The sequence below is a fragment of the Ruegeria atlantica genome (genome assembly GCF_013033965.1).
GTDB classification, from domain to species: Bacteria; Pseudomonadota; Alphaproteobacteria; order Rhodobacterales; family Rhodobacteraceae; genus Ruegeria; species Ruegeria atlantica_D.
The window spans coordinates 216,393-228,713 of sequence record NZ_WQFE01000002.1 but is presented as its reverse complement, the minus strand read 5'-3'; the positions used below and the strand labels follow the sequence as shown (position 1 = coordinate 228,713).

13 protein-coding genes are annotated in these 12,321 nt (G+C 56.4%); 7 read left to right on the top strand and 6 right to left on the bottom strand.

Annotated features, from left to right (window positions below; all coding sequences use genetic code 11):
• Positions 1-65 precede the first annotated feature (65 nt).
• From GOW16_RS04985 to GOW16_RS04965, 5 genes are all read left to right on the top strand, one after another.
• Entirely contained in the window at positions 66-992 is a 927-nt protein-coding gene (locus GOW16_RS04985; RefSeq protein WP_170411188.1) for a histone deacetylase family protein, read from the top strand.
• Entirely contained in the window at positions 989-1,231 is a 243-nt protein-coding gene (locus GOW16_RS04980; protein WP_037313918.1) for an exodeoxyribonuclease VII small subunit, read from the top strand. The genes GOW16_RS04985 and GOW16_RS04980 overlap by 4 nt, the downstream gene beginning before the upstream one ends.
• A complete protein-coding gene (locus GOW16_RS04975; protein WP_170411185.1) occupies positions 1,232-2,098 on the top strand; it encodes a polyprenyl synthetase family protein in 867 nt (288 codons plus the stop codon).
• A gap of 14 nt (positions 2,099-2,112) precedes the next feature.
• The gene (gene dxs, locus GOW16_RS04970) at positions 2,113-4,041 is read left to right on the top strand and encodes a 1-deoxy-D-xylulose-5-phosphate synthase (RefSeq protein WP_170411182.1); all 1,929 of its coding nucleotides are present in this window, start codon (positions 2,113-2,115) and stop codon (positions 4,039-4,041) included.
• Between the two features lie 201 nt (positions 4,042-4,242).
• Positions 4,243-4,677, top strand: a complete 435-nt coding sequence (locus tag GOW16_RS04965) for a hypothetical protein (RefSeq protein WP_170411179.1) — start codon at positions 4,243-4,245, stop codon at positions 4,675-4,677.
• Between the two features lie 78 nt (positions 4,678-4,755).
• Here GOW16_RS04965 and bfr read toward each other — a convergent pair whose 3' ends face one another.
• Complete coding sequence (gene bfr, locus GOW16_RS04960; protein ID WP_170411176.1) at positions 4,756-5,241, bottom strand: bacterioferritin; 486 nt, start codon at positions 5,239-5,241, stop codon at positions 4,756-4,758.
• A gap of 388 nt (positions 5,242-5,629) precedes the next feature.
• Here bfr and GOW16_RS04955 point away from each other — a divergent pair, with 388 nt between their 5' ends.
• Positions 5,630-6,259 carry a helix-turn-helix domain-containing protein gene (locus GOW16_RS04955; RefSeq protein ID WP_170411974.1) on the top strand — a complete coding sequence of 210 codons (630 nt, stop codon included), beginning with the start codon at positions 5,630-5,632 and terminating at the stop codon, positions 6,257-6,259.
• Here GOW16_RS04955 and GOW16_RS04950 read toward each other — a convergent pair.
• Genes GOW16_RS04950 through GOW16_RS04930 form a run of 5 tightly spaced genes read right to left on the bottom strand, consistent with a single transcriptional unit; the run spans position 6,237 to position 10,600 of the window.
• Positions 6,237-6,734 carry a GNAT family N-acetyltransferase gene (locus tag GOW16_RS04950; RefSeq protein WP_170411173.1) on the bottom strand — a complete coding sequence of 166 codons (498 nt, stop codon included), beginning with the start codon at positions 6,732-6,734 and terminating at the stop codon, positions 6,237-6,239. The two genes, GOW16_RS04955 and GOW16_RS04950, sit on opposite strands and share 23 nt — an antisense overlap.
• Before the next feature lie 28 nt (positions 6,735-6,762).
• On the bottom strand, positions 6,763-7,830 hold the full coding sequence (locus GOW16_RS04945) for a heme-dependent oxidative N-demethylase family protein (protein ID WP_170411169.1): 1,068 nt from the start codon (positions 7,828-7,830) through the stop codon (positions 6,763-6,765).
• Between the two features lie 13 nt (positions 7,831-7,843).
• Positions 7,844-8,806, bottom strand: a complete 963-nt coding sequence (locus tag GOW16_RS04940; protein WP_170411166.1) for a PDR/VanB family oxidoreductase — start codon at positions 8,804-8,806, stop codon at positions 7,844-7,846.
• Positions 8,803-9,399 (bottom strand): dimethylamine monooxygenase subunit DmmA family protein, encoded by a 597-nt coding sequence (locus GOW16_RS04935; protein WP_170411164.1) that lies wholly within the window; start codon positions 9,397-9,399, stop codon positions 8,803-8,805. The genes GOW16_RS04940 and GOW16_RS04935 overlap by 4 nt, the downstream gene beginning before the upstream one ends.
• 55 nt (positions 9,400-9,454) lie before the next feature.
• A complete protein-coding gene (locus tag GOW16_RS04930; protein WP_170411161.1) occupies positions 9,455-10,600 on the bottom strand; it encodes an aminomethyltransferase family protein in 1,146 nt (381 codons plus the stop codon).
• Positions 10,601-10,938: 338 nt separating this feature from the next.
• On the opposite strand from GOW16_RS04930, the gene GOW16_RS04925 reads away from it, so the two are divergent.
• Positions 10,939-12,315: an ammonium transporter gene (locus tag GOW16_RS04925; protein WP_170411158.1), complete on the top strand. Its 1,377-nt coding sequence runs from the start codon at positions 10,939-10,941 to the stop codon at positions 12,313-12,315.
• The last annotated feature ends 6 nt before the right edge of the window (positions 12,316-12,321 follow it).

Here is a 12,321-nt window from a genome sequence, read left to right as displayed (position 1 = left end):
GCCGCTACGCGGGGTTTTTGTGCCTTCGGCGAGGATATTGTTAGCCAGATGAAGATGGGATCCCAATGACGACCGCCCTTTTGACCCACGCCGATTGCCTTGACCATGTGACGCCACAGGGACACCCCGAGCGGGTGGCAAGATTGGAGCACATTCTGCATGCATTGGAAGGGCTGGATCTGAAACGTGTTACCGCGCCGCTGGCTGCAGATGACGACCTGCTACGCGTGCATCCGGAAAGCTACATCCGCGATATCCGTGACAGCAGGCCTTCTGACGGTTTCAAGCAGATTGACGGCGACACGTTCATGTCTCCGGGGTCGGTCGATGCGGCCTATCGCGCCGCCGGGGCGGTCGTACGTGCGGTGGATATGGTTTTGGGCGGCGAGGTCCAGAATGCCTTTTGCGCGATCCGTCCCCCCGGACACCATGCTGAAACGGAGACGGCCATGGGCTTCTGCCTGTTTGGCAATGCAGCGCTGGCGGCCAAACATGCGCTGGATCATCATGGGCTGAAGCGTGTGGCAGTCGTGGATTTCGACGTCCACCACGGAAACGGCACGCAGGATCTGCTGTGGGACGAAGCCCGCGCCCTGGTGATCACCAGCCAGCAGATGCCGCTTTGGCCTGGCTCGGGCCGTCCGGACGAGACCGGCGCTTATGAAACGGTGCTGAATATTCCGCTACCCCCCGGTTCGGGTGGGGCTGAGATGCGCACGGCCTATGAGACTCAGGCCTTCCCGCGCCTGCGTGCATTCAAGCCGGAGCTGATCATCATTTCAGCAGGTTTTGATGCGCATCAGGACGATCCGCTGGCCAACTTGAACTGGTCCACAGGCGATTTTGCCTGGGTCACGGCTGAGTTGTGCAAGATTGCCGATGAGCTGTGTGAGGGTCGTATCGTCTCGACTCTGGAGGGCGGGTATGATCTGAACGCCCTGGCCGAGGCCACTCGTGCCCATGTGGAAGAACTGATGAAGGCAGCCCGATGACCGATACTCCTGTTGATCAGATGACATTCGAACAAGCGATGAAAGAGCTTGAGGCCGTTGTTGGCCAGCTGGAGCGTGGGGATGTGGCGCTGGATCAGTCCATTGCACTGTACGAGCGCGGTGCGGCGTTGAAGAAACGCTGTGAGGACGAACTGAAGCGGGCCGAGGAAAAGGTGGCGGCAATCACACTGGATGCCGACGGGCAACCCACCGGGACGACCCCTGTCGAAGGTCAGTAAATGTTCAAGGAAGTTCTGGCGCAGGATGCCGCGCGGATTCAGGCTCAGTTCGATCTGGTCCTGAGCGCGCTGGACGATCTGGATGTGACCAAGGCGATGGCCTACACCACGCAGGGCGGCAAGCGGTTGCGCGGTTTTCTGGTGCTGGAAAGCGCGCGACTGCACGGCATTGACGCTGCGCAGGCAATCTGGCCTGCGACGGGAATTGAAGCCCTGCACGCCTATTCGCTGGTTCATGATGACCTTCCCTGCATGGATGATGACGATTTGCGGCGCGGACGCCCGACCGTGCATGTGAAATGGGATGATGGCACTGCGGTTTTGGCCGGCGACGCGCTTCAGACGCTGGCCTTCGAGCTGTGCGTCCGGCCCGAGGTTGGAAATGCCGAGGTTCGCGCAGATTTGGCTCTGACGCTTGCCAAAGCCAGCGGTGCGCAGGGGATGGTTTTGGGCCAGGCATTGGATATGGCGGCGGAAACAGCGGCCGCGCCTCTGACCTTGGAGCAGATCACCAGGCTGCAAGCAGGCAAAACCGGAGCACTGATTGAATGGTCCGCCTGTGCAGGTGCCCGTCTGGCGCAAGCGGATCCAGAGCCGTTGCGCCAATATGCCCAAGCGCTTGGCCTTGCTTTTCAAATCACTGATGACATTCTGGATGTTGAAGGTGATGCCGAAAAGGCCGGCAAACGATTGCAAAAGGATGCCGAGGCGGGCAAGGCCACGTTTGTTTCGCTTTTGGGTCTGGATGCCGCGAAATCCCGCGCCGCAGATCTGGTGGATCAGGCCTGCGCCGCGCTGGACGGGTACGGTGCCAAGGCTGAAACCTTGAAGGACGCGGCACGCTTCGTTATTGCCCGGGACAGCTAAGCCAGGAACGCCAAATGTCTGACCGCCCGAACACGCCCCTGCTGGACCTTGTGAACCGCCCTGCGGATCTCAAGCAGTTCTCAGATGCGCAATTGCATCAGTTGGCGCAGGAATTGCGGTCCGAGACGATCTCGGCCGTATCCGTCACTGGCGGGCATCTGGGCGCGGGTTTGGGCGTTGTTGAACTGACAACCGCCCTGCACGCGGTGTTCGACACGCCGCGCGACAAGATCATCTGGGACGTTGGACACCAGTGCTATCCACATAAAATCCTGACCGAACGGCGCGACCGAATTCGCACTTTGCGGATGAAAGACGGTCTGAGCGGTTTCACCAAGCGCAGCGAAAGCCCCTATGACCCGTTTGGCGCCGCGCATAGTTCAACTTCAATCAGCGCCGCGTTAGGTTTTGCTGTTGCCCGCGATCTGGGCGGTGTGACGCCCGAGGGATTGGGTGATGCGATTGCCGTGATCGGCGATGGCTCGATGTCCGCCGGCATGGCCTTTGAAGCGATGAACAACGCCGGCCATCTGAAAAAACGCCTGATCGTCATCCTGAACGACAACGAGATGAGCATCGCGCCGCCCGTCGGAGCGTTGTCCAATTACCTGTCGCGGATCTATGCCGAAGAACCGTTTCACGACCTGAAGGCAGCCGCCAAAGGTGCGGTGTCCCTGCTGCCGGAACCATTCCGCGAAGGTGCAAAACGGGCCAAAGAGATGCTCAAGGGCATGGCCGTAGGCGGCACTTTGTTCGAAGAGTTGGGCTTTTCGTATCTCGGCCCGATTGACGGGCACGATATGGACCAGCTGTTGCCGGTCTTGCGCACGGTCAAAGCCCGCGCGACCGGCCCGATCCTGATCCACGTACTGACAAAAAAGGGCAAGGGGTATGCCCCCGCCGAGCAAGCCCGCGACAAAGGCCATGCGACCGCGAAATTCGACGTGGTCACGGGCGAGCAGAAGAAGGCGCCTTCAAACGCACCGTCTTATACGTCGGTCTTTGGCAAAACGCTGGTGGAAGAGGCCGCACGGGACGACAAGATCGTTGCGGTCACCGCCGCGATGCCCGACGGCACCGGGCTGAACCTGTTTGCGGAACGCTACCCGTCGCGCTGTTTCGATGTGGCGATTGCCGAACAGCACGGCGTGACCTTCGCCGCCGCTCTGGCTGCGGGGGGGATGAAACCGTTTTGTGCGATTTACTCCACCTTCCTGCAGCGGGGCTATGATCAGGTCGTGCATGACGTGGCCATTCAGCGCCTGCCGGTTCGCTTTGCAATCGACCGCGCGGGGTTGGTGGGCGCGGATGGCGCCACCCACGCGGGGTCGTTCGATATCGCCTATTTGTCAAATTTGCCCGGCATCGTGGTCATGGCTGCAGCCGATGAGGCAGAACTGGTACATATGGTTGCCACAGCTGCTGCGCATGATGATGGCCCCATCGCTTTCCGTTATCCGCGTGGAGAAGGAGCTGGCGTTGACCTGCCCGAACGCGGAGAGGTCTTGGAGATCGGCAAAGGCCGGATCATCCAATCAGGCGCGCGCGTCGCGTTTCTGTCCTTCGGAACCCGGCTGGCCGAAGTGCAAAAAGCGGCGGAAGCATTGGCTGCGCGGGGCATCACACCCACAATCGCCGACGCACGTTTCGCCAAACCTCTGGACCGCGATCTGATCTTGGATTTGGCCGCCAACCACGAAGCGCTGATCACCATTGAAGAGGGTGCTATCGGTGGTTTTGGCAGCCATGTTGCGCAATTGTTGGCGGATGAAGGCGTTTTTGACCAGGGTCTTAAGTATCGCTCCATGGTATTGCCCGACACCTTTATCGACCAGGCCAGCCCTGCGGATATGTATGCGGTTGCGGGTCTGAATGCTGAACAGATCGAGGCCAAGGTGCTATCTGTACTGGGCGTCGCATCCATCGGTGAAAAACGCGCCTGAGGCAGGATGCTCAGCTCTCGAAAACCACTGTTGCTTGAAAATCTCTAAACGGCCGTTTTGGAAATCCGCAGACTTCATCCGGTTTCCGGTGGGTCTTTGAGGGCACAGGGACCGATTGCGTCCTGTCGCAACATTCCGGTGCCCCTGCTTTTCTGCTAAGCGTAAGAAAAACGAAAACTCCACCCTTGAGCAGGCGGGCGGATGAGAAACACGATAGCAGCGCTGGCAGCGATCTTCCTGATGAGCATGCCGGCAAGTTCAAAAGAGATTCAGGTTGGCAATGATCCGGGCGGGCGGATTGTGGATCGTATGGTCCAGATCGAAATCGCCAACCGGATCAACGCGCAGTTCCAGATCAACGGGGACTATTGCCACTCCAGCTGCACTATGCTGCTGGGTGCGGACGATGTCTGCGTTTCGCCCAACACGATCTTTGGCTTTCACGGCCCCCATCACCCGAACCGCAAAAAAATGACGGCCGATGAGTTCGACCGAAAAAGCGCGACCCTGTCCAGCTACTACCCAAAACCGGTCAGAAACTGGTTCATGTCCAAGGCGCGGTTCGCCGGACCCAACGAGCTTTTGTATGTGACGGGCGAGTACCTGATAGGTCTTGGCGTGCAGGAATGCGCCTAGGGCGACGATACACTAACCCCGCAGTCGCCCCGTGAAACGCACGCCAATGTCCACGACCATCGTCGCCAACACGACCGCCTATTCAGCATCTTCCATCTTGGTTGCGTTGAGATGCGCAAAAAGCTCAGGTCCGACGCGATCATACAGCTCGATCTGTGTCTCAAGAAAGTCGATGTGACCTTCTTCATCCGACATCAGTCTTTCGAACAATCCCATCGAGACATAGTCGCCAGCCTCTTTGCAAACATCCCGTGCTTCCTTGTAAAGCGCGCGCGCGCTTTGCTCTGCTGCCAGATCGCATTCCAGGGTTTCACGCGGGTTTTCACCGATCCGCAAGGGATCAAGTTTTTGCAGGTTGGGATGGCCCTCCAGAAAGATAATACGTTCAATAAGCTTGTCGGCATGCTCCATCTCTTCAATGGATTCTTCACGGCTTTTCTTGGCCATGCTGCCAAGGCCCCAATCGTCTTGCAGGCGATAGTGCAACCAGTATTGGCTGACGGCGGTTAGTTCGTGACGCAGGGCTTTGTTCAGATACTCGATTACCTTTTTGTCACCCTTCATGATGAAACTCCTTGGCTGTGTCTAAAAAACTGGCGTGGAAACAACTTTTACAAGCTTAAGGCTACCACCAGATCGGCAGAACCCAAAGCCGACAAATATCTGTTCTGAAACAGTTAATTGCCGGTTATCTGACGATTCTCGTATGAATTAGGACGTGCCACCTGGAGGCAGATTTTCAACACATTGGTTCTGGAGAGCAAAGGAGGAACACTGCGGGATTCCGGCCTCAACAATTATTCTGCCAGCGTTATTATTTTACTATCAGGAAAATTTTGTGCTATCGTGGTTCGAATTGAATTGGGTATTGCGCCACGCCTGCTTGCAGAACCGGTTTCGACAAGTGTAGCAAGAAATTGAAAGAGTGAAATTGAAGAAACGCGACAAAGAAATGGCGACAGACTTAACGCAGGACCCACATTCCGTTCGTTCGGGTGACAGAGAAAAAGTTCTTGAAGTTGCCATTGGTCGCGAAGTTCGGGCCTTCCGCAAGCAGCAGAATACGACGGTCGCAGAATTGGCTCAGATGACCGGATTGTCGATTGGTATGCTGTCGAAGATCGAAAACGGAAACACGTCGCCTTCTTTGACAACATTGCAGTCGCTGGCTCATGCTCTCTCGGTTCCCCTTACAAGCTTCTTTCGACAATTCGAAGAGCGTCGCGAAGCGGTTCACACAAAGGCCGGTGAAGGCGTTGAGCAGGAACGGGAAGGAACGCGCGCCAATCACCAATACAATCTATTGGGACATCTTGGGTCCAATGGATCGGGGGTGATCGTAGAACCTTACCTGATCACTCTAACCGCCGAGTCGGACGTGTTCCCAACTTTCCAACACGGCGGAATCGAGACGATTTACATATTGGAAGGCGAGGTGGATTACCGCCACGGAGACCAGATTTACCCATTGAAGCCCGGCGACACCCTTTTCTTTGACGCTGATGCCCCGCACGGCCCAGAACGGTTGGTAAAGCTGCCAGCCCGGTACATTTCTGTCATCAGCTATCCGCAGACAAATTGATCTTCTTGCGCAGTAAGAAATCTGTGGGGCGATCATAGCCTTCATGACTGCCCGTGCCCACCATGGTAAATCCGAGCCTTGAAAACACGCGATGGTTTTCAGTGAGCTCCACGCGCGTTTCCAGTTCCAGCGCAGGCAGACCAAGCTCTGCTGCACGGCTTTCGGCGTGATTGACCAACAAGCGGCAGATACCCTGCCCCCGCCTTCCTTCATTCACCGCCAGTTTTCCCAAGTACAAGCTGTCGGGCTTGCGCGTCAGGAACATGCACGCAAATAGTGGTCGGCCGATGGCCCAGATTTCACCGCCACCCTGACAAAAGGTGCGCATTCTTTCCACCGTCAGCCGATGGATGGAAGACGGAGGGTCGACCCGGCCATCCATATATCGAAATGACGCGCGCAGCAGAGCAAGCACATCTCGAAGTGCGATGTCATTGCTTGGAATCAACCAAGGTGATTTGTCCGGATCAACCATTTGGGCGAAGACACGTCGCAGCGTGCGCTTACTTTGACAACGGCGGTTCCGTTTCAAGATCCGGCCAGATCCCCGGCGAAGTTGGCAACCCATCGTCGAACTGGCTGAGATAGTCCAGCATCATTGGACGGTTGTCGATGAACCCTTTGTAAGTGGCCAGTTCTACCGGCAGGTCCCGGATAACGCGGTGCAGACGACGGCCCCATTTTGGAACGGTCATCAGGTCCTGAAAACTGCACAGATAACAACGGATCGGAAACACCAGCGCATTGGACCGCGGTAGACGGAAGAAGGTTTGCAATTCGACGCGCAGATGCTGCTTGTGCGCAATGTTTTCTGGTGTCAGCGTGGTCTTCTGGATGCCCCATTTGTGGTAGTTTTCCGGGCTGGTATCTAGTAGCGGATTCACCGTCATGGTCCAGTTCAAACGCCGCGCAGGTGCGCCTTGCTGGATATTCAGCAGGAACTTCAGGGCACGCTGGAAAATGCCCATCTCATGGGCTTTTGGAACCGGTGCATGCCATTCGAAAAAGTTCATGCCGATGTCAAAGTCCAGGCTCCAGTCGGCTTGAGTTGTGACCATACCGGCATCCATCCACAGCATCTCATCACGCTGATCCAATACAGCGAAATCGCCCTGAGCCTGACGCGTGATGTATTCCATCGGACCGTAAGGCAGCGTCGTTTCATCCATGAAGGTAAAGCTGTGATCAATCCCCAGCGGCTTGTTGATCCAACGCCACTGGTTGCCGTTGCGGTGCAGCTCGAACAGGTCCGGGTAGTCCTCGGATTTGCTGACCATGATCAGTTCCAGCAAGTCCCAACCCGCCAATGTCATATGCGGCAACGACTGACAGCGCAGCGGGTCCTGATCCAAAACGATGGCCCGGTCTTTCATCTCGGACACATAATGCTCGTCGACATCAAACCGCATCTCATAGACCGAGCCCTCGGGTCCACCGCGATGCTGTTCCATGTTGACCGAATACATGTAGCTGTCTTCGTGGAACGGGAAGGGAAAGCGTTTGATCGCCCAGTCCGAGTTGTGGAACGTATAGTCGTCGCGGAAGGATTCGTCGTTGAATTGAATGGTCATGTAGGGCCTCCTCTCAGCGGTCCAACACGAGGGACTTGCCCTCGAAACGCGATACGCAGGGCATTATTTTCTTGCCCGCAGCCTTTTCTTCGTCGGTCAGCCAGTGATCGCGGTGCACAAAGTTTCCGTGGTGATCCAGCACAACGGTTTCGCACTGACCGCAAGCCCCGCCGCGGCACAGATACGGCGCATCCACGCCTTCCCGTTCAATAGCTTCGAGCAGGCTTTCATTTTCACCCACATGAATGACCTTGTCCGACTTCGCCAGTCGCACCTCGAACGGTTTGCCGGGTTGAGGTGCCAGAAACTCTTCGTAATGTACGCAATCTTCTGGCCAACCTTCGGCGGCGGCGGTGCTTCGCACCCAATCGATCATACCCTTGGGGCCGCAGACATAGACATGTGTGCCCAGAGGCTGCCCGCTGAGCAGATTCTTCAGATCGATCTGCTGGTTCTGATCGTCGTAATACAGGTGCGTTTCGTTCGGATGCCTGTCTGTTAATTGCTCGGCATAAGATGCCAGCGTGTGATTACGGCAGGCATAGTGCAGCTCCCAATGCCCGTGCAGCAGTTCCAACTGTTTGATTTGCGCCAGAAACGGGGTGATCCCGATGCCGCCGGCCAGTAACAGGTGCTTGCGGGCACGCAGATCGAGTGAGAACAGGTTGACCGGATAGCTGATTGTCATTTCATCGCCCAGCTTGACCTGACGGTGCATGAACAACGACCCGCCCCTGCCCTCGTCATCGCGCCGAACCGAAATGGTGTAGGATGACTGATCGAACGGGTCGGACATCAGCGAATATGGGTTGAGCCGGGTGATGCCTCCGTCCTGCATTTCGACAACCGTATGCGCTCCGCCCGAAAAGGTTGGCAATTGACTGCCATCGGTTCGTTCGAACCGGAACCGCGTAACCAACTCGTTCAGCGGGGTGATCTCGGTCACTTTGACCTGAATTTTTTCGGCGCCACTCATTCGTAGATCCCCTTCGGCTCGGGCACGTTACCATGATCTTCGGCATCAACGCGAACACCCTGATAAGCGGCTAGTCGGCGGGAATAGTGATCGCGCACGAACAGGTTCAGCCCGCAATGCGAACAGACAAACGGATCAATCTCAACGTCTTCGGTAATGCCCTTGCAGTGGACGCATTGCATCCGGCGCGCAGTCGAGCCGCGATGTTCCGTCTGGATCGCCGTGTGTGGAAGACCGACGGCCATCACCTCGTTCATGGCCTGCCCCATCATGCCCTCTGTACCGGTCAGATAGACCTGCAACCCCATATGCGCGTCCTCCAGCACGCGGCGAATGCGCTGCAGCGCGGCTTCATAGGACGGGCCTTCGTAGAATTGTGCGGGGTTCAGCGCCTGCAGCTTTTCCGAGTAGTCCGTGCCTTTGGGAATGTAGATCAGATGGGTTTTGGCCATCAGGTCGGAGGTTGCGATGTCAAGAACGGCTTCGGCGCCTTCGGCCTCAGCGATCATGAGATGATGTTCGCCCTGGCGAACCTCTAGCGTGCCCCAGACCGGGCGGCTTGCGATTGACTTGGGAAATTCGAACTTTGACATTGTGCCCTCAAATAGGAAAAGGGCGCCACGGTTTGCCCGTCGCGCCCCCTGAAACTCAGCCCTTTGCGGTTCTGATCGATTTGTCCTGATCGTAGAACGGCATCTCTTCCGCGGTCGCCGCTATTTCTGTCCCATCGCCGTTGCGGACCGTCAGATTGGTTCCGGGTGACGCGCAGGCAACCGGCATCCGCGCAATGCCAACGTTGTGTCCGTTGATCTCGGAGTACATGCCGAAGGTGACAACACCGACTTTTTCACCGTTCTGCAGGAGGTCAGCGCCCTCGTCCGCGGGGGTCGTGCCGTCGAGTTTAACACCATAGATCTTGAACCTTTCCTTGCCTTGAGAGGCATAGTGGTTCTCGGCCCCGATGAACCCGGTTTTTCCAGGTGAGACGGTGAATTCCAGACCCAACTCCCACAGCGTATCACCACAGGTTTCATCGTCGAACGGATAGGTTTCAGAGTTATCACCGGGGTAAAACAGCAGGTAGCTTTCGGTACGCAGCAGATCGAGCGTCGAGAACTGAACCGGGACGATACCCATGTCTTTACCCTCAGCCAGAATGTTGTCCCAAAGGTGCACAGCGTGCTTGGCCTGGCAGAAAATTTCGTACCCACGTTCACCGGTATAACCGGTCCGCGAGATCATTACCGGGCAACCATAGAGCTTGGTCTGCATAATCCCAAAATAAGCCAGGTCTCGAATTCCGGGAATGTGCTTGGCCAGAAAATCAACGGCCACCGGTCCCTGCAGCGACATGTCGTGCATGTCGTCGTCAAATATGACCGCGCAGTTCTTGCCCGCCGCAACCGATGTCAGCTGCTCCATGCCTGTCCCCGTGCCATGCACGACAAGCCATGTGTTCACCGATAAGCGATAAATGATGCAGTCATCAACAAACTTGCCTTCGGCATTCAGGATCGAAGCATAGGTCGACCGGCCCGGCATGATCTTTTCCACGTTCCGCGTGGTGACGCGGTCAATGACATAGGCGGCATCTTCGCCAACCACGTGAACCTTTTTCAGACCCGATACATCCATAAGACCCGCTTTGGTACGGATCGCTTCATAGTCCGCTTTGGCGCGTTCAGGACTGTGGTCATAGAACCAGGCGGTCCCCATTCCGTTCCAGTCCTCAAGTTCGCCGCCGATCTCGGCATGGCGCTGCGCAAGGGCTGACGTCCTCCAAAGAATGGCCATGGTTCAAGTCTCCCGTTGATTGCTTTTGTTGCCCATATTGAGGCCGATGTCGGGTTCAAAATCAACACCTGTGTGCAGAATTTTTTCCTGTTGGGAATATTAGCCTGCGTTTTTTGCACCCTGGAACATCCAAAGATTTCCTATAAAACTTTTTATTATCAGTACCTTGAATAGTGAAATCTCTCATCAAGGCACGGTCGCGACGCCCATGTAAAAGATGTTTGCCCCACATATCTATTGACAGGTCGTCAATGAAATTGTCCCCTGAGTAGATAAAATTTCCCAGCAGGAAAACTCCGGAGAGAGACCTCCTGCTGCAACAACAGGGAGACTACGAAGTGGATGGTAATCTAAACGCACTTACGACGGTCTTTACCGAGTTTTATTACTGGGTAACGGTCGTTTTCATGTTCCTCATCCATGTGGGCTTTTGCATGTACGAGGTCGGCGCCAGCCGAGCCCGTAACCATATGCACACATTGATGAAAAACATCATGATCATCCCGCTTGTGACGGTCACATTCTTCTTCTTCGGATGGTGGATCTACTGGGCTTTTCCAAACTTTCCGTTCTGGGGTGGGCTCGACACAGAAGCGGGTGCAGCAAACCTACCCTGGGCCGACACGATGGCGACCAACCTTGGCGATAGAATCACAGGGGTTTTCTGGGCCGCATTCCTGCTGTTCTCTTGGACTGCAGCATCAATCGTTTCCGGGTCTGTGATCGAACGGATCAGATCTTCGGCCCTTTGGGTGCATGCGGTCATGATCGGATCGGTCTGGTGGATCATCGACGCCGCCTGGGGCTGGCACTATGGCGGCTGGATGGTGCGAATCCTAGGCTACCATGATGCTTACGCCTCTGGGGTTATCCATGCCATTGCCGGGGGCTACGCGCTTGGCGTGATTATGGTTCTGGGGCCGCGCCTCGGCAAATTCGCCAAGGACGGCACGCCGCGGGACATCCCGCCGCACAATCCATGGCTGCTGACGATCGGAATCTTTCTGATCTATACCGGGTTCTGGGGCTTCTATGCCGCTTGCAACGTTCCTGCCATTTCGCCCGAGGCGATTGACGGCCAAATCACCGGCGTAACCTGGACAGCAACCAACATCTATCTGGCTCCGACGACCCTGTCGGCGATCACCTTCAACTTCCTCATGTCGCTGTCTGGCGGTCTGATGGCAGCATATGTGATCTCGAAAGGTGATGCGTTCTGGACATTCTCGGGCGGGCTTGCCGGAATCATCACCGCCTCGGCCGGTAACGATCTGTATCACCCAATCCAGGCGATGATCATTGCCGCCATCGGTGTCGTCATCGTGTACAAGCTGCACTATTGGGTCGAACGCCGGTTCAAGCTGGATGACGCGGTGGGTGCCGTTGCGGTGCACGGTTACGCCGGGTTCGTTGGTCTGGTGATCTCAGGGTTTGTCCTGTGGGGTGTCCCGTCATCGCCTTACGAAGGTTATGCAACGATCAACCCGATCGGGCAGATCACCGGCGCGGTCATCATGTTCTTTGTTCTGGGCTTCCTGCCTGGATGGGCTCTGGCCAAGATTCAATCTTCCATGGGCGTGCTGCGCATCCCGGAAGAGGTTGAACTGCAAGGCCTCGATTATGCCGAGCATCACGCCTACGAGGACGCAAAGGCCGCAATCATCGAAGCTGACAAACAGGAACTGGCCGCCCGTGCAGGCGCGGCTGCCAAGTAAAGGAGA

Coding starts and splice junctions, on each gene's coding strand:
- GOW16_RS04940 (WP_170411166.1), bottom strand. CDS start 8,806: ATGAGTGGCGCCGAAAAAATTCAGGTCAAAGTGACCGAGATCACCCCG.
- GOW16_RS04980 (WP_037313918.1), top strand. CDS start 989: ATGACCGATACTCCTGTTGATCAGATGACATTCGAACAAGCGATGAAA.
- GOW16_RS04955 (WP_170411974.1), top strand. CDS start 5,630: ATGGCGACAGACTTAACGCAGGACCCACATTCCGTTCGTTCGGGTGAC.
- bfr (WP_170411176.1), bottom strand. CDS start 5,241: ATGAAGGGTGACAAAAAGGTAATCGAGTATCTGAACAAAGCCCTGCGT.
- GOW16_RS04930 (WP_170411161.1), bottom strand. CDS start 10,600: ATGGCCATTCTTTGGAGGACGTCAGCCCTTGCGCAGCGCCATGCCGAG.
- GOW16_RS04935 (WP_170411164.1), bottom strand. CDS start 9,399: ATGTCAAAGTTCGAATTTCCCAAGTCAATCGCAAGCCGCCCGGTCTGG.
- GOW16_RS04945 (WP_170411169.1), bottom strand. CDS start 7,830: ATGACCATTCAATTCAACGACGAATCCTTCCGCGACGACTATACGTTC.
- dxs (WP_170411182.1), top strand. CDS start 2,113: ATGTCTGACCGCCCGAACACGCCCCTGCTGGACCTTGTGAACCGCCCT.
- GOW16_RS04965 (WP_170411179.1), top strand. CDS start 4,243: ATGAGAAACACGATAGCAGCGCTGGCAGCGATCTTCCTGATGAGCATG.
- GOW16_RS04975 (WP_170411185.1), top strand. CDS start 1,232: ATGTTCAAGGAAGTTCTGGCGCAGGATGCCGCGCGGATTCAGGCTCAG.
- GOW16_RS04985 (WP_170411188.1), top strand. CDS start 66: ATGACGACCGCCCTTTTGACCCACGCCGATTGCCTTGACCATGTGACG.
- GOW16_RS04950 (WP_170411173.1), bottom strand. CDS start 6,734: ATGGTTGATCCGGACAAATCACCTTGGTTGATTCCAAGCAATGACATC.